Origin of the sequence: Nocardioides sp. NPDC087217 (assembly GCF_044744805.1) — a bacterium.
GTDB lineage: Bacteria > Actinomycetota > Actinomycetes > Propionibacteriales > Nocardioidaceae > Nocardioides.
In genome coordinates, this window is sequence record NZ_JBIUZB010000004.1 from 186,024 (window position 1) to 206,291 (window position 20,268).

Here is a 20,268-nt window from a genome sequence, read left to right on the forward strand (position 1 = left end):
CGATAGCCTCGGCGCCATGAGCCAGCCGCAGCAGCCGAACCCGTTCCTGGTCAACCAGCTCCGCGACGAGACAGACGCCAAGGCGCTCATCACGAAGGCCGCCGAGTCGACCTCGGCGGGTGCGCCGAGAGGGATCCTGGACGCGATCCGCGACAAGCTCGTGGACCTAGGCCCCGAGCTGGTCGCGGTCTCCCACGACCTCGCCGAGCACCCGGAGACCGGTTTCGAGGAGCACCGGAGCTCAGCCGGGCTGGCCGAGTTCGTCGAGGCTCACGGCATCGAGGTGGCCCGTGGCGCGTACGGCCTCCCGACCGCCCTCTACGCCTCGGCGGGCGGCGCCAAGGACGGCCCGACGATCGCCGTGCTCTCCGAGTACGACGCGCTCCCCGGCATCGGCCACGGCTGCGGCCACAACCTGATCGCCACGGTCGGCGTGGGCGCGTTCCTGGCCATCGCGAGCGTGATCGACCGCCTCGGCGGCCAGGTGATCTGGCTCGGCACCCCGGCCGAGGAGGGCGGTGGCGGCAAGGAGCTGATGGCGCAGAAGGGCGCCTTCGAGGGTGTCGACGCGGCGATCATGGTCCACCCGTTCACCTACGACAGCTCCGAGCCGGTCTTCCTGGGCCGCAGGCAGCTGAAGGTGACGTACGTGGGGGTGCCGGCGCACGCCTCCATCCAGCCGTTCATGGGGCGCAACGCCTTGGACGCCGCCAACCTGCTCTATACCGGCGTCGCGCTCAACCGGCAGCAGATGCCGCCGACCGACCGGGTGCACGCGATCATCACCGACGGCGGCCTGCGCCCCAACGTGATCCCGGAGCACGCCTCGATCGAGTTCTACGTACGCTCCGCCTACCCCGAGACGCTCAAGATCCTCTCCCAGCGGTTGGAGGAGATGGCGATGGGCGCGGCGCTGATGACCGGCTGCGGTGTCGAGTTCAGCTGGGACGAGTCGCCGGTCTACCTGCCGATCCGCAACAACAGCGGGCTGGCGCAGGCGTGGAACCGCCGCTACCAGGAGCGCAACCACACCGTCCTCGCGCCGGGCGTCGTCCCGGACCTGCTCGCCGGGTCCACCGACTTCGGCAACGTCTCCTTCCGGGTACCCGGCCTGCACGCGATGGTCAAGATCGCCGAGCCCGACGTGTCGCTGCACAGCCGTGAGTTCGCCGCTGCCGCGGTCACGCCGTACGCCGACGAGGTGCTCGTCGATGCCGCCTACGGTCTCGCCGGGGTGGCTGCCGACTACCTCTCGGACGCGAACCTGCGGGAGACGGTCCGCGACGAGTTCGAGGAGGCCGGTGGCGCGGTGGACGCTACCGAATTTTTCGGGTGATTAACGGTTGATGACGATTCGGCGGCGGTAATCCTGTTACCTCTTCACAATCGGAACCCGAAGGGGCATTGTTCCCTTCGTCGATCACTGAGATGGGGAGCCCCGCAATGCCTCGTAACACCCGCAAGCTTCGCCCCGTTGCGGCCGTTGCCGCCGTCGCTCTCGCGGCCGCCGCCGTTGCCACCCCGGTCGCGACCTCTGCCTCGGCCCACCCGGGGAAGAACCTGGTAGATGTCCAGCTGCTCTCGTTCAACGACTTCCACGGCAATCTCGAGGCGCCGTCGGGTTCGAGCGGGCGACTGGTCACCGGCCACCACATCGACCCAGCCACCGGCAAGCCGGTCGATGACACCGTCAACGTGGGTGGCGTGGAATACCTCGCCTCGCACCTGGCTGAGGCACGCAAGGGCCATGACCGTTCCCTGACCGTCGCCGCGGGTGACCTGATCGGTGCCTCGCCGCTGCTCTCGGCCGCCTTCCACGACGAGCCGTCCATCGAGGCGCTCAACAAGCTCGGTCTGGACGTGACCGCGGTCGGCAACCACGAGTTCGACGAGGGCTACAAGGAGCTTCAGCGCATCGCCGACGGCGGCTGCATCGACGACGGCGACGGCGAGGACAACCAGAACTCCTGCGCCGCCCACGAGTACGCGGGCGCCGACTTCGACATCCTCGCCTCCAACGTGATCGAGGACGCGAGCGGCAAGACGATCCTGCCGTCGTACGCCATCAAGGAGGTCGACGGCGTCAAGATCGGCTTCATCGGCATGACCCTGGAGGGCACTCCCGACATCGTCACCGCCGAGGGGGTCAAGGGCCTCACCTTCAAGGACGAGGTCGAGACCGCCAACGCGCTCGTGCCCAAGCTGAAGAAGAAGGGCGTCAAGGCGATCGTCACCCTGATCCACGAGGGTGCCAACCTGCCGCGGGAGAAGTGGACCGACCCCGCCACCGGCACGGTCTACGACGTCAACGCCAGGTACGACTACACCTGCGAGGGCGGCGGCGAGCTCGTCGCCGGCTCGCCGATCGTGCCGATCGCCCAGAACCTCGACCCCGAGATCGACATGGTGGTCACCGGGCACACCCACAACCCCTACGTCTGCGACGTACCGGACCCCGAGGGCAAGTCCCGCCTGATCACCTCGGCCTCGTCCTTCGGCCGGCTCTACACCGAGACCAACCTGAAGTACAACCTCAAGTCGCGCGACATCGTCCGCTCGTCGGTCAAGGGCTCGAACCTTCTCGTCACCCGTGACGTGGCCAAGGCCCCCGAGCAGACCACGCTGATCAACACCTACAAGGAGCTGGTCACCCCGATCGCCTCCCGGGTGCTCGGTTCGATCTCCGGTGACGTCACCCGCACCACCAACGCCTCCGGTGAGAGCGCCCTCGGTGACCTGATCGCCGACGCCCAGCTCGCCGACCAGTCGACGGTCGTCAACGGGCAGACGCCGGTGATCGCGTTCATGAACCCGGGCGGCATCCGTGCTGACCTGACCGCGACCAACTCGCCCTACGGCGAGGCTGTCGGTGAGGTCACCTACGACGAGGCGTTCACGGTCCAGCCGTTCAACAACTACCTCGTCTCGCTGACCATGACCGGCCAAGACATCTACGACCTCCTCACCCAGCAGGTCACCGGTGCCAACGCCGCGTCCCACAAGATCCTGCAGGTATCGGAGGGCTTCTCCTACCAGATCAGCCCCTCGGGTCCGGTCGACGGTTCGGTCACGCTCAACGGCCAGCCGATCGACAAGGCCGCGTCCTACCGGGTCGTGACCAACAACTTCCTGCAGGGCGGCGGTGACGCCTTCGCGGCCTTCACCAAGGGCACCGACCCCTACTACGGCGGCCTCGACATCGACGCCTTCGCCGCCTACCTGGAGGCCAACTCGCCCTACACCCCGGGCCCGCTCGACCGCATCACCGGGACCCACTGAACGAGAGTTCGTTCGTACGCAGCGGGCCCGACCAGCTCTGAGCTGGTCGGGCCCGCTGTCATGTCGGCGCGCTCATCGTCAGCCCACCGACGAGTGTCGTCGCAGAAACGGCCGCCGGAGTGATGCGACTGTCGGGGATCCCGCAGGCGCGCAGGCAGGTCGAGGCGATGACGGCGGCGGTAGCGTCGTCGATCGGCACACCGCTGCTGCGAAGGCTCGTGGTGACCTCGACCAGATGCATGAGCATCTCGCCGAGGTGGCCCGGCTCGGCCGCCGTTGCGACGCCGGGCATCGCGGCCCGGGTGGCGAGCCGCCCGTAGGCGTCGGCGAGCTCGGCGCGAATGCTGCGAAAGGCGTCGAACGCCTCGCTGCTGGTCACGTCGGGATGGGTGGCCAGCATGCCGATGTTGTCCGGCGCCTCGGCGAGCGTGTGGATGTCGACGAGGGCCAGCAGGTAGAGCGCGGCCTCGGGGCCCGCGGACGCGGTCAGCTGCTCGATCTGGTCGACCCGATCGACGGTGGGCCGGACGGATCGCTCCAGGAGCTCGGCAAGGATCTCGTCCTTGCCGGTGAAGTGGTAGTAGAGCGATGCCTGCCGGATCCCGACCTTGTCGGCGATCTCCCGGGTCGAGGTGGCCGCGAAGCCCTTGGTCACGAACAGCTGCGCCGCGGCGTGAAGCACCTGCTCGCGCGGTGGGGCGGCCGTGTTCGAGGGGACGAGGCGCGGTCGTCCGGGCTGGGTTCGTCGGATGCTCATCGAGGTCCTGCCTTCCTGTCGACGTCGACCCCGGATTCATTGGAGCATAATATTTCGATCTTGCCAATCATGATGTGCATCTGGACGTAAGGTATGCCCATCGGGCACGATGGTGGTTCGCCGAACCAGTCGAAGCCGTCGAAGGAGGCTGTCGCCGTGCTCCGCCCCAACCGCCGAGCCCGTGAAGCGCTGACCGAGGCGCTCCGGGATGCCCGTCGCGCCGCCGGCCTGACCGGATCCGGCCTGGCGGATGCTCTGGGCTCGGGCTGGTCCCAGCCCAAGGTGTCGAAGATCGAGTCCGGCCGGCAGTCGGTCTCCGAGGCCGAGGTCCGTGCCTGGGCGGCCGCGGTGGGCGCCGACCGGGAGATGCTGCTCGCGCTGCGCGCCCGCGCCGACCAGGAGCACGCCGCGTTCCGCGACGCTCATCCGACCGGCGGTGGTGCGGAGCTGCACCAGGACGCGTACGCAGCGACCGAGGTGGCCACCAAGGTCCTGACCAGCTACCAGCCGCACAGTGTCCCCGAGCTGTTGCAGACACCCGACTACGCACGTGCCCTCTTGGCGCTGGCAGGTGGTTCGCGCGACCGGGACGAGGTTGCCGGGGAGGTCTCCCACGTGATCGCGGCCAGGCTCCGTCGCTCGGCGATCCTCTATGAGCCCGGCCGGACCATCACCATCCTGGTCGGTGAGGCCGCCCTCCACCACCTGGTGGGCTCGCCCGGCATCATGCGTGCCCAGATCGAGCACATCGCCAACCTGGCGACCACCACCCAGGCGACCATCGGGATCGTCCCCTTCGAGAGCTTCCCCGTTCTGGTCCAGCACGGCTGGGACCAGCGCGACCGGATCGTCACCCTCGAGACCAGCGCCGGTGACCTCGAGATCGCCGATCCGGTCGAGGTCGCCCGCTACGAGCGCTGGACGCAGCTCCTGCTCGAGTATGCACTGAGGGGCGAGGCGGCCGCCGAGCGATGCGCCCGGATCATCAGCGAGCGCGGAGGGTCGTCGGCGCGGCAGGACGACCACGAATAGGACACGGCCGCCGCTCCGGTAGACTCCCGGCGGGCCGTTAGCTCAGTTGGTAGAGCAGTGGACTTTTAATCCATGGGTCGTCGGTTCGAGACCGACACGGCCTACAACGGGCTCGAGCCCCGAGCCGCATATGCGACTCGGGGCTCGACCGCGTAGTGAGGGTCAGCCGGACTCCTCCTGCGGCAGCGGACGGCTGCTGATCGAGTCGGTGATCGCGGCGGCGGTCTCGATGAACGCTGATGCCTGATCGTCGGTCAGCGTGCCCGCCGAGGCTCCCTCCAGGCTCTGCCACAGAGTAGTGATGGGCTCCCGCATGGCGCGGCCCTTGTCCGTGAGATGGACGACCATCACCCGCCGGTCGTGCTCGGCCGGCTCGCGGACCAGCAGGCCCGCTTCCTGCATGCGGCGCAGGGACTTGGAGACGGTGGAGTGGTCGAGGCCGACGCTCTCGAGAAGCTCGGACTGGGTCTGGCCCTCGCGGTCCAGCAGCTGCATCAGGAGCAGCTCCTGGCCGGGGTGCAGGTCCATCTTGCGCAGCAGGGCGCCGGCGTAGGCGCGGTGGGCGCGGGCGAGCTGGAAGATCGCGTAGCTCATCGGCCCGCCTGCGGCAGTGGTGGGAATCTCGGGCATGGTCTCCGCTTCTTCAGCCGGTGTGGGTGGGGTAGTCGGTGTAACCGACCGCTCCGCCACCGTAGAAGGTCGCCGGGTCGGGTGTGTTCAACTCTGCCCCGACGCGCAGCCGCTCGACCAGGTCGGGGTTGGCAAGCGCCAGTGCTCCGACGGAGACCAGGTCGGCCGTGCCGTTGTCGACGTCCTTGGCGCGAGTGGGGATGTCGGCGCCGGGCCGGTTGAGGATCAGGGTGCCGGGCCACTCCGCGCGGAGCCTGTCGAGCAGCGTCTCGTCGCCGACATGCATCAAGTGCAGGTAGGCCAGATCCATCGGGCGCAGCGCCTCCACGAGCGCCGGGTACAGCTCGTGGGTGTCGGACTCGACGATGTCGTTGTACGGGTTTCCGGGCGAGATACGGATGCCGGTGCGCTCAGAGCCGATCTCGTCGGCCACCGCGGCGACGACCTCCACCGCGAAGCGGATACGGGCCTCGATCGAGCCACCGTAGCGGTCTGTGCGCTGGTTGGCGTTGCCGGAGAGGAACTGGTGGATCAGGTAGCCGTTGGCGCCGTGGATCTCCACGCCGTCCGCGCCCGCTGCAACCGCCGCAGCGGCCGCACGCCGGAAGTCCTGGATGGTCTCGGTGACCTCCTGCGTCGAGAGCGCACGGGGCTCCGGCATCTCCTGAGGGCCGGAGGCGGTGAACATCACGCCGGCAGGGCGGATCGCCGAGGGCGCGACGGGCTGGCGGCGGTGCGGAGTGTTGTCAGGGTGAGAGATCCGGCCGACGTGCATCAGCTGGATGAACACCCGGCTGCCTGCCTCGTGCACCGCATCGGTGACCTTGCGCCACCCGGCGATCTGGTCGTCGTTGTAGATACCAGGGGTGAGCAGGTAGCCCTGGCCGTCGGCGGAGGGCTGGGTGCCCTCGGTGATGATCAGCGCCTTGGAGGCGCGCTGTGCGTAGTACTCGGCATTCAGGTCCGTCGGCACGCCCTCCGGGGTGGAGCGGTCACGGGTCATGGGGGCCATGACCAGACGGTGTGGCAGAGAGGTGCCGCCGAGGGTGATCGGGGCCCACAGGGATTCCAACATGAGAGTCTCTTTCGGTGAACGCGGTGGCCGGGATGGCCACCGCAACAGGTGGGTGGGGGACGGGGCGGTCAGTCGACGGTGAGGACGAGCTTGCCGCGTACGTGTCCGGCGTCGCTGGCCTGCTGGGCGTCGGCCGCCTTGGCGAGCGGGTACGCCGTGACGGTGGTGGTCAGCGTTCCGGCCGCGGCGTCCTGGGCCACGGCGGCCAGGCGCCCGACGGGGTGGTCTCCGCCGCCGGGCGAGAAGGCGACGCCGAGCTCGCCCGCGCTGAAGTCGGCGATGGTGACGATGCGCTCGGTGCCGCCACGCAGGGTGATGGAGTCGGGCAGGGCGCCCTTGCCGGCCAGGTCGAAGACCGCGTCCACGCCGTCGGGAGCCAGGGCCCGCACACGCTCGACCAGGCCCTCGCCGTAGGTGGTCGGGGTCGCGCCGAGCGAGGTGAGGTAGTCCTGGTTCGAGGCGCCGGCCGTGGCGATCACGCGGGCACCGCGGGCGGTCGCGAGCTGGACGGCCACGGTGCCGACCGCTCCGGAGGCACCGTGCATCAGCACGGTCTCCCCGGCGATTACCCCCAGCTCGTCCAGGACCCGTTCGGCGGTCTCGCTGGCGACCGGCAGTGCGGCCGCTTCCTCCCAGGAGAGGTCCGCGGGCTTGGGGGCCACGGCGGTGGCCAGGGCGTACTCGGCGTACGAGCCGGTGTCCGCCCAGCCGAGCACCTCGTCGCCGACCTGTACGTCGCTCACGCCCTCACCGAGCGCGTCGACCACACCTGCGACCTCGGCGCCGGGGATGGCGGGGAATGTCGTCGGGAACACGGCCTCGAGCACCCCGGCGCGCTTCTTGCCGTCCAGCGCGTTCAGCCCGGCGGCCTTGACGCGTACCAGGACCTGGCCGCGGCCGGGCCGCGGGACTTCGACGTCCGCCTCGTGCAGCACATCCGGACCGCCGAACTCATCGAAAATGATCGCTTTCATGAACACTCCACTTCGGGTCGCCTTGCTCTGGCGAATAATGTGGCCAGCCACATATTCACCATAACAGCAATCATGTGGCTAGCCAAGTATTGCGCCGATGGGTGGATTCGGACGGTCTCTCGTGGGCCGGAAGCTGCCTCGGCACCCGTGGTCGTACGTCCCGCTGAGCGGTCGTTTCACGGCTCTGTTGGGCAACCTTCACCGCTTCGCGCGTAAAACGATCGGTCAAGGGGGGTTCGCACAGGCGCGTGACTTGCTAATGTCACTCCCGCAACAGGTGCAAGTTCCAGAAGGTCTGACGCCTGCGGAGTTTGTGATCCAACGGCGTTTCTGCTCTGTGCCCGCCCGGACCCCGGTCCGGGAACACAGGTCGGAGCGACGTGTCACCCGCCCCTGATGCGGGGCTACCGAACCTGGTGGCCTCTCGCCCCGACTAAGGAGTAACGAGCAGATGGCTCAGGGCACCGTTAAGTGGTTCAACGCCGAGAAGGGTTTCGGCTTCATTGCGCAGGAGGACGGCGGCGACGACGTCTTCGTTCACTACTCTGCTATCCAGACCAACGGCTACAAGTCGCTGGACGAGAACCAGAAGGTCGAGTTCGACGTCACCCAGGGCCCGAAGGGCCCGCAGGCGGAGAACGTTCGCCCTCTCTGAGGCTCTATGAGTAGCTAAGGCGATCTCGGGTTCGGCACCTGCCGACATTTGATCATCTGCAACGAGGCCCCAGCCGTTCGGCTGGGGCCTCGTGGTCTGATTGGAGCCCTCTCAGGCTTCTGTGTCACGCTTGATGTGACAACTTTTGATGGTTCTTGGTGGATCAGCGCGCAGATCCACCAGGACTGGGCGATGATGTGAAGACGAGCTTTGTGAGCGTGACGTGAGGAGGCGGCGAGCGTGGCTGATCAGTTCGATGTGACGCTGGAAGATCCCGAGCTGCTCCTCGAGGTCGAGCTCACGACCAATCTCATCGTCGCCGCCAGCGAGTCCGAGGATCACCTCTCCCAAGAGGAGATCGACCGCATCCTCGGGATCATCCCCTAAGGACGTCAGCAGGTCGCGAAGAGCAGCGGCCCGTTCGCCAGGTCGGAGAGCACGGCCGTGCCGTCCTTCGGCCGCAGCTCCATGGTGGCGACCTCGCCCTCGGCCGCGACCTTACCGAGCTCGAACCGCTCGTCGAACGTGCCGCCCTGGCCGGGCGCCGGGCCGACGGCGAGCTTGGCCCGCGTGTCGGCGTTCGTACGCGCCTGGTCGTCGTTCTCGAACGACATGGCGACACGTACGTCCCCGTTCGACTCGGCTGCCATGGCGAAGCCCGCGATCGGGTTGATGTCGCCTGCGGCGTCGACGAGGCCGTCTGCCTGGTCCTGGTCCGCGGCCGAGGCGCCGCCCAGCCCGATCTCGGTGCAGGTGAAGTCGCCGTCGTACACGAACGCCGAGAGAGGGTTGCCGAGCCGGTCGGCGGCGTCCGTCATCGGCTCGTGCAGGTCGCCGTCGCCGAGGCTCTCGACCTGGTCGCTCAGATAGCGCCGGCCGTCCGAGGCGAGGATGAGGTCATCCTCGGGCAGGAAGGCGATGTAGGTGAGCTGCGGGCTGATCGTCGAGTCGATGCCGGAGTCCGTGAAGCTGGAGAACGGGACCAGGGTGCCGTCCCAGACACCACCGTCCGCGGGGTCGTCCTCGGGAGCAGTGAACCCCATCGAGGTGAGCTGTTCGACGAGATGGTCGGCGTCCATGTCCTCGAGGTGCCCGACCATGAGCGCTCCCTCGGTCGACTGGGTGTAGAGCTCCCAGTCGAGGGTCGCGGGCGACCAGCCGAAGTGCTGCTGCAGCAGGCCGGAGGCGTCGGGAAGCACCGAGGTCGAGGTGAGGTCCTTCGTATAGGCCTCGTCGATCATCTCGTGGACCTCCTCCGGTGTGGAGTCGGCGTCGAGGTCGGCGCCGACGCTCTCGCGGATTCCCGTCCAGTCGGTGAAGGAGACCCGGGTCGCCTCGGCGGGAGCCAGCCGCAGCGCCTCGTCGAGGTCGCCCCCGCGGGTCGCCCATGCGCGGGCGAGGAAGATGACGAGCGCAACGACGACGACGCCCACCGCGATGGTCACCAAGGGGTGGGCGCGTACGACTCGGGATGAGCGGCCTGCCCACGTCCTGGGGCGGCTGAGAAGCTGGGGGGTCCGGAGCATTGCGAGGAACCTTAGACGAATCAGCCGCCTTCTCGACATACCCTGTGCGCATGCCCGAGATCCCGGCCGCCGGCGTAGTGGTTTTTCGCGAGCACGACGACCTGTCGGAGGTGGCGCTGGTTCACAGACCCAAGTACGACGACTGGTCCTTTCCCAAGGGGAAGGTCGACCCCGGCGAGACGGTGCCGGTGGCCGCGATCAGGGAGGTGCGTGAGGAGACCGGCCTGAGGGTCGCGCTCGGTCGCCCGCTCCAGCAGCAGCGCTATCCCGTCGAGGCGGGGCAGAAGGTGGTCCACTACTGGGTCGGCCGCACCGCTGCCGGCGCCGACGACGATGTCGAGGGCTACCTGATCAACGACGAGATCGACGACGTCGAGTGGCTGTCGGTGGACGAGGCGCGCCAGCGGCTCACCTACGCGCACGATCGGGCGACGCTGCGGCAGGCCGAGGACGTACGCGAGCCCACCACGCCCCTGGTGGTCCTCCGTCACGCCGCCTCCGTCGGCCGTTCGGCATGGTCCGGGGCAGACCCGGAGCGGCCGCTCGACGACACCGGCCGGGCCCAGGCGGTCACTCTGGCCGGCCTGCTGATGGCCTACGACATCCGCCGGGTGATCACCTCGCCGAGCGTTCGCTGCACGCAGTCCGTCGCGCCGTACGCCGGGCTCGCCGGCATCGCGTCTGAGCAGATGAGACTGCTGAGCGAGGAGGGTGCGGAGGGAGGTAGCGTGTCGGCCCTGGCCGCGGAAACCCTGCGTGACCTGGCCGTTCCGACGGTGATCTGCACGCACCGACCAGTGCTGCCGTGGGTCTTCGAGGGGCTGAGCATGCGTGACCCGAAGCTGGCGAAGGGCGAGCTGATGGTGCTGCACGTGCGCGCAGGTGAAGTGCGTGCTGTTGAGGCATTTCAGGTCTAACAGAGGCTTGAGGCCTGCCTGTTCATCTCCTGTGCCCGGAACTGACACTGATTTGCCACCGACTTTGTGTTCCTCGTTCAGCCTGTGTTCACCTTCACCGAGTTTCCCGTCCACCTCGGCTCCCTACGGTCATCGCGACAACTCCGAATCGACTGCATCATCAATCAGGAGAATTGCGTGAACACCACCTCGCTGCGCCGGGCACTCGTCCCGGGCATCACGGCTGCGGCCCTCGCTCTCGCGATCAGCGCCTGCGGCGCTGCCAACGAGCCGACGGGTGACAGCGAAGGCGAAGGCACCCTCTCGGGCACCATCAAGGGTGGCGGCGCCTCCTCGCAGGAGAAGGGCCAGGCGGCGTGGGTCGCCGGCATCCAGGACGCGAACCCCGACCTCAGCGTCGTCTACGAGCCCGTGGGCTCCGGCTCGGGTCGTGAGGGCTTCATCACCGGCGGTTACCTCTTCGCCGGCACCGACTCCGCTCTCAACGACGACGAGGGCGAGCTGAGCAAGGCCAAGGAGCAGTGCGGCGCCGACCCGATCCAGGTCCCGGGCTACGTCTCGCCGATCGCCGTTGTCTTCAACGTCGAGGGTGTCGACGAGCTCAACCTCGACGCCAAGACGATTGCCAGCATCTTCTCCGGCAAGATCACCAAGTGGAACGACCCGGCGATCGCCGCCACGAACCCGGACGCCAAGCTTCCGGACACCGCGATCACCCCGGTCCACCGCTCCGACGACTCCGGCACCCAGGAGAACTTCACCGAGTACCTCGCGGCCGCCGGTGGCTGGGCCGAGGAGCCCTCCGGTGAGTGGCCCGCCTCCATCAAGGGTGGCGAGGGCGGCGACGGCACCTCCGGTGTCGTGACCGCCATGCAGGGTGCTGGCTACATCGGCTTCATGGACGAGTCCGCGGCGCGCGAGAACGACCTCGCCACGGTCAAGGTCAAGGTCGGCGAGGACTTCGTCGAGCCGACCGCCGAGGCCGCTGCCAAGATCCTGGCCGCCTCCAAGCCGGTCGGAACCAGCGACAACGACATGGCCGTCGAGGTCGCCCGCACCACCACCGAGGCCGGCGTCTACCCGGTCGTGCTGGTCTCCTACCTGCTGGCCTGCCCGACCTACGAGAACGCCGAGGACGCGGCCAACGTGAAGGGCTACCTGGAGTACATCCTCTCCGAGGAGGGCCAGGAGGTCGCCGCCGAGGAGGCCGGCTCCGCGCCGCTCGACCGTGAGACCGCCGACAAGGCTCTCGATCTGGTCGGCGGCATCAAGTAAGTGCCGGTACGTCTGATCTGATCGCCGTTCGGGCGGTGGCTGCGGCCGCCGCCCGTACGGCTGTCTTAAGAACCCCAACAAGAAAGTCGAGGAATGCCTTGTGACTGTCGCCGCTGACCCCGGCGCCGACCCTGGCGTTGACCCGAAGTCGGAGCTCTCCTCCGGCCGTGGCTCGGTGGGTGATGTCGTCTTCCGAGGCCTCGCCGTCATCGCGGCCACTCTCATTCTGGTGGCGCTGGCAGCCGTCTTCATCTTCCTGGGCATCGAGGGCATCCCGGGATTCAACGTGGACGAGCAGAACTACACAGGCCAGGGCTCGTTCCTCGGCCTGGTCGCGCCGCTGCTGTTCGCCACGATGTACGCCGCCGTACTGGCACTGATCGTCGCGGTCCCCTTCAGCGTGGCGATCGCGCTCTTCATCAGCCACTACGCGCCCCGGCGGATCGCCGCCCCCGTGGCGTACGTCATCGACCTGCTCGCCGCCGTCCCGTCGGTCGTCTTCGGCCTGTGGGGCGCGGTGGCGCTCGGCCCTTACCTGGTGCCGGCCCACGCCTGGCTCGCCGAGAACCTCGGCTGGCTGCCGTTCTTCGACGGCCAGCCCTCCGGCAACGGGCGTACGCTGTTCACCGCCTCGATCGTGCTGGCCGTGATGATCCTGCCGATCATCACCTCGATCTGCCGCGAGGTCTTCGCGCAGACGCCGCGACTGCACGAGGAGGCGGCTCTCGCGCTCGGCGCGACCCGCTGGGAGATGATCCGCTACGCGGTCTTCCCCTACGCCCGTTCCGGCATGGTCTCCGCAGTCATGCTCGGTCTGGGCCGGGCGCTCGGTGAGACCATGGCGATCGCGATGATCGCCTCGCCGAAGGTCCTCATCTCGCTGTTCATCATCGGCACCAACAACCCGCAGACGATCGCGTCCTACATCGCCCAGGGCTACAAGGAGAGCACGCCCGACCGGCTCTCCGTGCTGATCGCGACCGGCCTCGTGCTGTTCGCCTTCACGTTCCTGGTCAACGCACTCGCCCGCTGGATCGTCGCCCGAGGGAGGGCCAAGTGAGCAACATCGACCTCTCCAACGAGGAGACCAAGCTCTCCCACGCCACGCTCCCGCGAGGCGCCCAGTGGCTGGTCGGCGTCGCCGCGGTCGCCCTCGGTGGACTGGCCCTGGTGCTCGGTGTGAGCATCGTCGGAGCCGCCGTCATCGCCATACTCGGGTTCCTGATCGGCTACCCGCTGTGGGCGCTGCTGGTGGAGAACCGTCGCTCTGCGACCGACAAGTTGATCACCGGGCTGGTGTGGACCGCTTTCGCGGTCGCGGTCATCCCGCTGATCTGGCTGGTCTACATGGTCTTCTCCCGGGGCTTCGCGACCCTCAGCCCGGAGTTCCTGACCTACTCGATGCGCTCGGTCACGGGCGACGAGCAGGGCGGTCTCTACCACGCGCTGATCGGCACGCTGATCGTCACGGGTATCGCCGCGGTGATCTCGATCCCGATCGGCATCATGACCGCGATCTACCTGATCGAGTACGGCAAGGGCAACCGCCTCGCCAAGACGATCACCTTCCTGGTCGACGTCATGACCGGCATCCCGTCCATCGTCGCGGGTCTGTTCGCGTTCGCGCTCTTCACCCTGATCGTCGGGCCGGGCACGCGCTTCGGCTTCGGCGGCGGTGTCGCGCTCTCGCTGCTGATGATCCCGACCGTCGTCCGCTCGACCGAGGAGATGCTCAAGCTGGTCCCTGACGACCTGCGCGAGGCGTCGTACGCCCTCGGGGTGCCGAAGTGGCGCACCATCACCAAGATGGTGCTCCCAACTGCGATCGGCGGCATCGTCACCGGTGTCGTGCTCTCGATCTCGCGTGTGATCGGCGAGACCGCTCCGCTGCTGGTCGCCTCGGGCTTCAACCCGAACATGAACACCAACGCCTTCGATGACAGCCCGATGATGACGGTGCCGGTCTTCATCTACACCCAGCTGTCCGTGGCCACGCCCAAGGGCGTCGAGTACGCCTGGGGTGGAGCACTGGTGCTCTTCATCCTCGTCATGGTCCTCAACCTCATCGCCCGTATCGTCGGCACGATCTTCGCCCCCAAGACCGGGCGCTAGGAGAAACACATGTCCATTCAAGTCAAGGACGCCAGCATCTTCTACGGCGACTTCAAGGCCGTCGAGGACGTCTCCATGTCCATCAAGCCGAAGTCGGTGACCGCCTTCATCGGGCCCTCCGGCTGCGGCAAGTCGACCTTCCTGCGCACCCTCAACCGGATGCACGAGGTCATCCCCGGCGCATACGTCGAGGGGAAGATCCAGATCGCCGGCCAGGACATCTACGGGCCGAACGTCGACCCGGTGGCCGTGCGCCGCAAGGTCGGCATGGTCTTCCAGCGGCCCAACCCGTTCCCGACGATGTCGATCTACGACAACGTGCTCGCCGGCAACAAGCTCAACTCCAAGCGGATCAAGAAGTCCGAGGCGGACTCGATCGTGGAGAGCGCGCTGCGCGGCGCCAACCTGTGGAACGAGGTCAAGGACCGTCTCGGCAAGCCCGGCATGGGCCTGTCCGGTGGTCAGCAGCAGCGGCTCTGCATCGCCCGTGCGATCGCGGTCCAGCCGGAGGTGCTGCTCATGGACGAGCCGTGCTCGGCCCTCGACCCGATCTCCACCGCCGCGATCGAGGACCTCATCCACGAGCTGAAGTCCGACTACACGATCGTGATCGTCACCCACAACATGCAGCAGGCCGCCCGTGTCTCCGACGACACCGGCTTCTTCAACCTGAAGGCCGCCGGCCAGCCGGGCCACCTGGTGGAGTTCAACCCCACCAAGCAGATGTTCACCAAGCCGGACAACCCGGACACCGAGGCGTACATCTCGGGTCGTTTCGGCTAGAGCTTCTGAAAATGCAGCCGAGTCGGCGCATCCTGACCCGTGTCTCGCGAAGCGAAGCGAGCGAGAGGGTCAGGATGCGCCGACTCGGCGTTGTTGTCTCTACGGCAGCTGGAAGACGAAGTGGCAGAGCAGGTAGATCAGGGCTGCGGCGGTGCCGGCTGCCGGGAAGGTGAATACCCACGCGGCGACGATGGACTTCGCGATACCCCAGCGGACCGCGGAGAACCGCTTGGTCGCGCCGACACCCATGATCGCCGAGGTGATCGTGTGGGTGGTCGAGATCGGGGCCTCCCAGATGTACGCCGTGGAGTAGAGCACCGAGGCGGCGACCGACTCGGCGGCGAAGCCACGGGACGGGTCCAGGTGGATGATCCGGCGGCCGAGGGTGCGCATGATGCGCCAGCCGCCGGACATGGTGCCGAGTGAGATCGCGGTCGCGGCCGCGGCGATCACCCAGAACGGGAGGTCGTCATCGGCCGAGAGGAAGCCACCGGTGACCAGGGCGAGGAAGATGACGCCCATCGTCTTCTGGGCGTCCTGCAGGCCGTGACCGAGAGCCATCGCGGCGGCCGAGATCGTCTGGGCGATCCGGAAGCCCTTCTGTGCCTTGTGCTGGTTGGCGCGGCGGAAGATCCACATGATCGCGAGCATCACGCCGAACCCGAGGCCGAAGGCGACCACGGGCGAGATGAACATCGGGATGACGACCTTCTCCAGCACCGTCATCCAGTTGACGAACGCGCCGGCGGCGATCGCCGAACCGGCCAGACCACCGATGAGCGCGTGCGACGAGGACGAGGGAAGACCGAAGTACCAGGTGATCATGTTCCAGGCGATCGCGCCGAGCAGGCCGGCCATCACCACGGTCAGACCATGTGCCCCGGATGGTGGCGTGATCGTGTCGGAGACGGTGTGGGCGACCTTCTGGCCCAGGAAGGCGCCGACGAAGTTCATCACCGCCGCGAGCAGGAGGGCGATGCGTGGCGTGAGCGCGCGCGTGGAGACGGAGGTCGCGATGGCGTTGGCGGCGTCGTGGAAGCCGTTGGTGTAGTCGAAGACCAGGGCGACGACGACCACCGCGATGACGATGGCAAGTTCCACGGTGTCAGGATTCCTTGACGGCGATCTGCTCGACGGTGTTCGCGACCTTCTCGAAGCCGTCGATCGCGTCCTCGAGGGACTCGACGATGTCCTTCAGCTTGAGGACCTCCATCGCGTCGTACTCACCGGAGAAGAGCTTGGCGAGGATGCGACGGTGGTTCTTGTCGCCCTGGTTCTCGAGACGGTTGATCTCGATCCAGTACTCGGAGAGCTCCTTCATCGAGCGCAGCTTGGGCATCGCGGCCGCGGTCAGCTCGGCGCAGCGCTGGAGCACGGTGACCTGGTCGGAGAGCTCCGGGGGCAGGATGTTGACGCCGTAGACGAAGATCTGGTCGACAACCTCGTCCATCGAGTCCATCACGTCGTCGAGACCGGAGCCGAGGGCGTAGATGTCCTCGCGGTCGAAGGGCGTGACGAAGGTCGAGTTGACCTTCTTGACGATCTCGTGGGTGGTCTCGTCAGCGGCGTGCTCCGCGTCGCGCATCCGTCGCGCGACGTCCTCGCGATCGGCTGTGTCGCTGAGCATCTCGGCGAGCAGAGAGACACCGCCTACGAGGTGGTTGGCGGACTCGGTGAACAGGTCGTAGAACGACGTGTCGACCGGGCGGATTCGGAAACGCACGGGGGGCTCCTGGCTGGATGAGGCAGACCTGCGGGCTCATGTTAGGCGAGTCCGCTTGACACGACGAAAGCCAGGGCGTGTCTTAGCCCGCCGCGGCACGCCTGCGCTGGCGCTGTCGAGTGATCAACATCGCCTGGAGATGGTTGGGAGCGTGGTTGCGGGTCCAGGTGCCGTCGGGGCCGAGGAGCCAGGCATCGGTAGTCGGTTCGAATGCCAGATCGAACAGTGCGCCGACCTCGGCCACGAGCTCCGGGGTGGGGAGACGTACGAGGGCCTCGACCCGTCGGTCGAGGTTGCGGTGCATCATGTCGGCCGAGCCGATCCAGGCGCTGGGTCCGTCCCCGTCGTCGGCGGTGCCGTTCTCGAACCAGAAGATCCGCGAGTGCTCCAGGAAGCGGCCGAGGATCGAGCGCACCTCGATGGTCTCGCTCAGCCCCTCCACGCCCGGACGGAGCGCGCAGATGCCGCGCACCAGCAGCTGCACGGGCACGCCCGCCTGCGAGGCCAGGTAGAGCGCGTCGATGATGGCCTCGTCGACCACCGAGTTGGCCTTGAGCCGGATCCTCGCCGGCCGCCCCGCCAGATGGTGGGCGATCTCGGCGTGGATCTGCTCGATCAGGCCGTTGCGTACGTTGCCGGGGGCGACCAGGAGCTGCTCGTACGTCGCCTCCCGGCTCCAGCCGGACAGGTTGTTGAACAGGTGGGCGACGTCCTCGCCGATCGCCTCGTTGGTGGTGATCAGCCCCATGTCCTCGTAGAGCCTGGAGGTCTTCGGGTTGTAGTTGCCGGTGCCGATGTGGGTGTAGCGACGGATCGTGCCGTCGGGCTCCTCGCGCACCACCATCGCCAGCTTGCAGTGGGTCTTCAGGCCGACGAGACCATAGACCACGTGGCAGCCGGCCTGCTCGAGCTTGCGCGCCCAGCGGATGTTGGCCACCTCGTCGAAGCGCGCCTTGATCTCGACCAGCACCAGCACCTGCTTGCCGGCCTCGGCGGCGTCGATCAGGGCGTCGATGATGGGGGAGTCGCCGGAGGTGCGGTAGAGGGTCTGCTTGATCGCCAGCACCCGCGGGTCGGCCGCGGCCTGCTCGATGAAGCGCTGCACGCTGGTCGCGAACGAGTCGTAGGGGTGCTGCAGGAGTACGTCACCACGACGGGCTGCCTTGAAGACGTCGACCGGCGCGGCGCTCTCGACCGGCGCGAGCGCCGGGTGGGTGCTCGGCACGAAGGCCGGATACTTCAGCTGCTCGCGGTCGATGTCGGCGATGCCGTGGAGCCCGCGCAGGTCGAGCGGACCGGGCAGCCGGAAGACCTCCTTGTCGGAGATGCCGAGCTCGGAGACCAGCAGGTCGAGCGTCGAGTCGGTCATCGACTCCTGCACCTCGAGGCGTACGGGAGGGCCGAAGCGCCGCCTGAGCAGCTCCTTCTCCAGCGCGGTGAGGAGGTTCTCGGTGTCGTCCTCCTCGACCTCGAGGTCCTCGTTGCGAGTGACCCGGAAGGTGTGCACCTCGAGGATCTCCATGCCCGGGAAGAGCTTGGACAGACGCTCGCTCATGACCTCTTCGAGAGGTACGAAGCGGTCGTTGCCCAGCGGCACGAAGCGGCTGAAGATCGGCGGCACCTTCACCCGCGCGAAGTGCTTCTTCTTGGTCTTCGGGTCCCTCAGCCGGACGGCGAGGTTGAGCGAGAGGCCGGAGATGTAGGGGAACGGGTGGGCCGGGTCCACCGCGAGCGGGGTCAGCACCGGGTAGACCCGCTCCTTGAACAGCTTCTTGCAGGCCTTGACCTCCTCGGGGGTGAGGTCCTCCCAGTGCAGCAGCTGGATGCCCTCCTCGAGCAGCGCCGGCTTGATCTTGCCGCGGAACACCGCGGCATGCCGCTCGGAGAGCTCCCGGGTCGTACGCCAGATCACCTCGAGGACCTCGCGCGGCATCAGCCCGGAGGCGGCCTTGACCGCCACCCCCGCCGCGATCCGCCGCTTCAGACCCGCCACCCGGACCATGAAGAACTCGTCCAGGTTGGAGGTGAAGATCGCCAGGAAACGTACGCGCTCCAGCAGCGGCAGCGTCTCGTCCTCCGCCAGCTCCAGCACCCGCTCGTTGAACCGCAGCCAGGACAGCTCTCGGTCGAGGAATCTGTCCTCATACTTCTCGACCTCGGCCAGCGCCTCGTGATCGGGGATGTATTCGGGCTCGACGTCGAACGGCTGGTCGGGAACCGCGGTCAGGCTCACGGTGTCCTCGGCCGAGCGGGTGGGGGCCTGCGGGTCGAGACTCATGAGGCCAGTGTGACTCACCTGCGTGTCTTTGGGGGAGACGTGATCCGAACTCTGACCTTTGGCCCGGTCGTCTGCTGAACTACCTGTTACACGATGTCCCTGGTAACGGGTAGTTTGAGCGCATGTCGATTCTTGATCGCGTCTCGTCCCTGATCGATCCGTTGCTGGTGCCGGTGAAGCGGCCCGCGTTCACGGCGGCGTTGAACCTTCCGGCTCCGGTGCAGCGGCGGCTTGTCGGCAAGCCGGTGACGTACGACGGGCAGACGCTCGCGGTGGACACGCAGATCATGCTCGCGCTGATGAAGGTGTCGGGGGAGCCGGACCCATCGACGCTGCCGATCCCGAAGGGGCGGGTGGCGCTGCTGCGGCAGTCGCAGCTCGGGGGCGGTCGTCAGGAGATCGGGTCGGTACGCGAGCTCTGGGCCGCGGGGCTGAAGGCGCGGCTCTACGTCCCGGAGGGTGCCTCGGGCAACGCGCCGCTGCTGGTCTTCCTGCACGGCGGCGGCTTCATCTTCGGTGACCTCGACAGCCACGACGCTCCCTGCCGGCTGCTGGCCAGCGAGTCCGGCGTCAAGGTGCTCTCGATCGACTACCGGCTGGCGCCGGAGTCACCGTTCCCGGCGGCGTACGACGACTCGGTGGCGGCGTTCCGGTGGGCGGTCGAGCATGCGGCCGAGCTCGGTGCGGACCCGGCCCGGATCGGGGTCGGCGGCGACTCCGCGGGCGGCAACCTGGCCGCCGGGGTCGCGCTCGCCGTCGGTGAGGACTGCGCGTTCCAGCTGCTCATCTACCCGGTGACGCAGTCGGAGGCGAACACTCGCAGCCGCGAGGACCTCAGCGAGGGCTTCTACCTGACCGCCGACTTCATCGCGGCCGCCACGAACAACTACCTGCCCGAGGGCATCGACCGCCGCGACCCGCGCCACGCTCCGCTGTACGCGGAGATCCCGGCGACAGGGATCGCCCCTGCGTACGTCGCGACAGCGGGTTTCGACCCGCTGCGCGATGAGGGCGAGGCGTACGCTGCCAAGCTCGAGGAGGCCGGGGTCAAGGTCGTGCACCGGCGCTTCGACGACCAGATCCATGGGTTCCTGAACGTGGTCGGTGCCGGGCGTACGTCGCGCGCCGCCGTGCTCGAGATCGCGCACGTCCTGCGCGACAACCTCTGACTTCTCTGGCGTTTCCTGCACTTCTCAGGTGTTGCAACGCCTGAGAAGTGCAGGGATACCCGGTTAACCGGGTATCCCAGCAA

At 67.7% G+C, this 20,268-nt stretch carries 19 protein-coding genes and 1 tRNA gene; 12 read left to right on the forward strand and 8 right to left on the reverse strand.

The features are described from left to right. Nucleotides 1–16: 16 nt before the first annotated feature. Nucleotides 17–1,336, forward strand: a complete 1,320-nt coding sequence (locus ACIO3S_RS18970) for a M20 family metallopeptidase (RefSeq protein WP_400466886.1) — start codon at nucleotides 17–19, stop codon at nucleotides 1,334–1,336. Nucleotides 1,337–1,443: 107 nt separating this feature from the next. Next, on the forward strand, nucleotides 1,444–3,279 hold the full coding sequence (locus tag ACIO3S_RS18975; RefSeq protein ID WP_400466889.1) for a bifunctional metallophosphatase/5'-nucleotidase: 1,836 nt from the start codon (nucleotides 1,444–1,446) through the stop codon (nucleotides 3,277–3,279). 58 nt (nucleotides 3,280–3,337) lie between these two features. Here the strand turns inward: ACIO3S_RS18975 and ACIO3S_RS18980 are convergent, their stop codons facing one another. Continuing rightward, nucleotides 3,338–4,036, reverse strand: coding sequence for a TetR/AcrR family transcriptional regulator (locus tag ACIO3S_RS18980; protein ID WP_400466892.1), 699 nt, complete (start codon nucleotides 4,034–4,036; stop codon nucleotides 3,338–3,340). Nucleotides 4,037–4,129: 93 nt separating this feature from the next. Between ACIO3S_RS18980 and ACIO3S_RS18985 the strand changes: the two genes are divergently transcribed. Beyond that, nucleotides 4,130–5,068 carry a helix-turn-helix domain-containing protein gene (locus ACIO3S_RS18985; RefSeq protein WP_400466895.1) on the forward strand — a complete coding sequence of 313 codons (939 nt, stop codon included), beginning with the start codon at nucleotides 4,130–4,132 and terminating at the stop codon, nucleotides 5,066–5,068. 31 nt (nucleotides 5,069–5,099) lie between these two features. After that, nucleotides 5,100–5,172: transfer RNA gene (locus tag ACIO3S_RS18990), tRNA-Lys, on the forward strand. Nucleotides 5,173–5,230: 58 nt separating this feature from the next. Here the strand turns inward: ACIO3S_RS18990 and ACIO3S_RS18995 are convergent. The 3 genes from ACIO3S_RS18995 to ACIO3S_RS19005 all read right to left on the reverse strand — a co-directional run bounded on the left by ACIO3S_RS18995 (nucleotide 5,231) and on the right by ACIO3S_RS19005 (nucleotide 7,747). Continuing rightward, on the reverse strand, nucleotides 5,231–5,698 hold the full coding sequence (locus ACIO3S_RS18995) for a MarR family winged helix-turn-helix transcriptional regulator (RefSeq protein ID WP_400466898.1): 468 nt from the start codon (nucleotides 5,696–5,698) through the stop codon (nucleotides 5,231–5,233). 13 nt (nucleotides 5,699–5,711) lie between these two features. Beyond that, on the reverse strand, nucleotides 5,712–6,773 hold the full coding sequence (locus ACIO3S_RS19000; RefSeq protein WP_400466901.1) for an alkene reductase: 1,062 nt from the start codon (nucleotides 6,771–6,773) through the stop codon (nucleotides 5,712–5,714). 68 nt (nucleotides 6,774–6,841) lie between these two features. Beyond that, entirely contained in the window at nucleotides 6,842–7,747 is a 906-nt protein-coding gene (locus ACIO3S_RS19005) for an NADP-dependent oxidoreductase (RefSeq protein ID WP_400466903.1), read from the reverse strand. A 451-nt stretch (nucleotides 7,748–8,198) separates the two neighbouring features. On the opposite strand from ACIO3S_RS19005, the gene ACIO3S_RS19010 reads away from it, so the two are divergent. After that, nucleotides 8,199–8,402: a cold-shock protein gene (locus ACIO3S_RS19010; protein ID WP_045548871.1), complete on the forward strand. Its 204-nt coding sequence runs from the start codon at nucleotides 8,199–8,201 to the stop codon at nucleotides 8,400–8,402. Between the two features lie 240 nt (nucleotides 8,403–8,642). After that, nucleotides 8,643–8,789 carry a hypothetical protein gene (locus ACIO3S_RS19015; RefSeq protein ID WP_165111317.1) on the forward strand — a complete coding sequence of 49 codons (147 nt, stop codon included), beginning with the start codon at nucleotides 8,643–8,645 and terminating at the stop codon, nucleotides 8,787–8,789. 5 nt (nucleotides 8,790–8,794) lie between these two features. Here ACIO3S_RS19015 and ACIO3S_RS19020 read toward each other — a convergent pair whose 3' ends face one another. After that, on the reverse strand, nucleotides 8,795–9,928 hold the full coding sequence (locus ACIO3S_RS19020) for a hypothetical protein (protein ID WP_400466907.1): 1,134 nt from the start codon (nucleotides 9,926–9,928) through the stop codon (nucleotides 8,795–8,797). 50 nt (nucleotides 9,929–9,978) lie between these two features. Here ACIO3S_RS19020 and ACIO3S_RS19025 point away from each other — a divergent pair, with 50 nt between their 5' ends. The 5 genes from ACIO3S_RS19025 (at nucleotide 9,979) to pstB (ending at nucleotide 15,015) form a co-directional block, all read left to right on the forward strand. Further along, nucleotides 9,979–10,845 (forward strand): NUDIX domain-containing protein, encoded by an 867-nt coding sequence (locus ACIO3S_RS19025; RefSeq protein WP_400466910.1) that lies wholly within the window; start codon nucleotides 9,979–9,981, stop codon nucleotides 10,843–10,845. 177 nt (nucleotides 10,846–11,022) lie between these two features. Further along, nucleotides 11,023–12,120 carry a phosphate ABC transporter substrate-binding protein PstS gene (locus ACIO3S_RS19030; protein WP_400466913.1) on the forward strand — a complete coding sequence of 366 codons (1,098 nt, stop codon included), beginning with the start codon at nucleotides 11,023–11,025 and terminating at the stop codon, nucleotides 12,118–12,120. Between the two features lie 100 nt (nucleotides 12,121–12,220). After that, entirely contained in the window at nucleotides 12,221–13,180 is a 960-nt protein-coding gene (pstC, locus tag ACIO3S_RS19035) for a phosphate ABC transporter permease subunit PstC (protein WP_400466916.1), read from the forward strand. Next, on the forward strand, nucleotides 13,177–14,232 hold the full coding sequence (pstA, locus tag ACIO3S_RS19040) for a phosphate ABC transporter permease PstA (RefSeq protein ID WP_400466919.1): 1,056 nt from the start codon (nucleotides 13,177–13,179) through the stop codon (nucleotides 14,230–14,232). Before pstC ends, pstA begins: the two co-directional genes overlap by 4 nt. Before the next feature lie 9 nt (nucleotides 14,233–14,241). Further along, the gene (pstB, locus tag ACIO3S_RS19045; protein WP_141801331.1) at nucleotides 14,242–15,015 is read left to right on the forward strand and encodes a phosphate ABC transporter ATP-binding protein PstB; all 774 of its coding nucleotides are present in this window, start codon (nucleotides 14,242–14,244) and stop codon (nucleotides 15,013–15,015) included. Nucleotides 15,016–15,114: 99 nt separating this feature from the next. Here pstB and ACIO3S_RS19050 read toward each other — a convergent pair whose 3' ends face one another. The 3 genes from ACIO3S_RS19050 to ACIO3S_RS19060 all read right to left on the reverse strand — a co-directional run bounded on the left by ACIO3S_RS19050 (nucleotide 15,115) and on the right by ACIO3S_RS19060 (nucleotide 19,016). Then, nucleotides 15,115–16,116 carry an anion permease gene (locus ACIO3S_RS19050; RefSeq protein WP_400466921.1) on the reverse strand — a complete coding sequence of 334 codons (1,002 nt, stop codon included), beginning with the start codon at nucleotides 16,114–16,116 and terminating at the stop codon, nucleotides 15,115–15,117. A gap of 4 nt (nucleotides 16,117–16,120) precedes the next feature. Then, entirely contained in the window at nucleotides 16,121–16,738 is a 618-nt protein-coding gene (locus ACIO3S_RS19055) for a DUF47 family protein (protein WP_350842069.1), read from the reverse strand. Nucleotides 16,739–16,820: 82 nt separating this feature from the next. Further along, nucleotides 16,821–19,016, reverse strand: a complete 2,196-nt coding sequence (locus tag ACIO3S_RS19060) for an RNA degradosome polyphosphate kinase (RefSeq protein ID WP_400466925.1) — start codon at nucleotides 19,014–19,016, stop codon at nucleotides 16,821–16,823. A gap of 122 nt (nucleotides 19,017–19,138) precedes the next feature. On the opposite strand from ACIO3S_RS19060, the gene ACIO3S_RS19065 reads away from it, so the two are divergent. After that, nucleotides 19,139–20,185, forward strand: coding sequence for an alpha/beta hydrolase (locus tag ACIO3S_RS19065; RefSeq protein ID WP_400466928.1), 1,047 nt, complete (start codon nucleotides 19,139–19,141; stop codon nucleotides 20,183–20,185). The last annotated feature ends 83 nt before the right edge of the window (nucleotides 20,186–20,268 follow it).

Coding starts and splice junctions, on each gene's coding strand:
- ACIO3S_RS18970 (WP_400466886.1), top strand. CDS start 17: ATGAGCCAGCCGCAGCAGCCGAACCCGTTCCTGGTCAACCAGCTCCGC.
- ACIO3S_RS18975 (WP_400466889.1), top strand. CDS start 1,444: ATGCCTCGTAACACCCGCAAGCTTCGCCCCGTTGCGGCCGTTGCCGCC.
- ACIO3S_RS18980 (WP_400466892.1), bottom strand. CDS start 4,036: ATGAGCATCCGACGAACCCAGCCCGGACGACCGCGCCTCGTCCCCTCG.
- ACIO3S_RS18985 (WP_400466895.1), top strand. CDS start 4,130: ATGCCCATCGGGCACGATGGTGGTTCGCCGAACCAGTCGAAGCCGTCG.
- ACIO3S_RS18995 (WP_400466898.1), bottom strand. CDS start 5,698: ATGCCCGAGATTCCCACCACTGCCGCAGGCGGGCCGATGAGCTACGCG.
- ACIO3S_RS19000 (WP_400466901.1), bottom strand. CDS start 6,773: ATGTTGGAATCCCTGTGGGCCCCGATCACCCTCGGCGGCACCTCTCTG.
- ACIO3S_RS19005 (WP_400466903.1), bottom strand. CDS start 7,747: ATGAAAGCGATCATTTTCGATGAGTTCGGCGGTCCGGATGTGCTGCAC.
- ACIO3S_RS19010 (WP_045548871.1), top strand. CDS start 8,199: ATGGCTCAGGGCACCGTTAAGTGGTTCAACGCCGAGAAGGGTTTCGGC.
- ACIO3S_RS19020 (WP_400466907.1), bottom strand. CDS start 9,928: ATGCTCCGGACCCCCCAGCTTCTCAGCCGCCCCAGGACGTGGGCAGGC.
- ACIO3S_RS19025 (WP_400466910.1), top strand. CDS start 9,979: ATGCCCGAGATCCCGGCCGCCGGCGTAGTGGTTTTTCGCGAGCACGAC.
- pstB (WP_141801331.1), top strand. CDS start 14,242: ATGTCCATTCAAGTCAAGGACGCCAGCATCTTCTACGGCGACTTCAAG.
- ACIO3S_RS19060 (WP_400466925.1), bottom strand. CDS start 19,016: ATGAGTCTCGACCCGCAGGCCCCCACCCGCTCGGCCGAGGACACCGTG.
- ACIO3S_RS19065 (WP_400466928.1), top strand. CDS start 19,139: ATGTCGATTCTTGATCGCGTCTCGTCCCTGATCGATCCGTTGCTGGTG.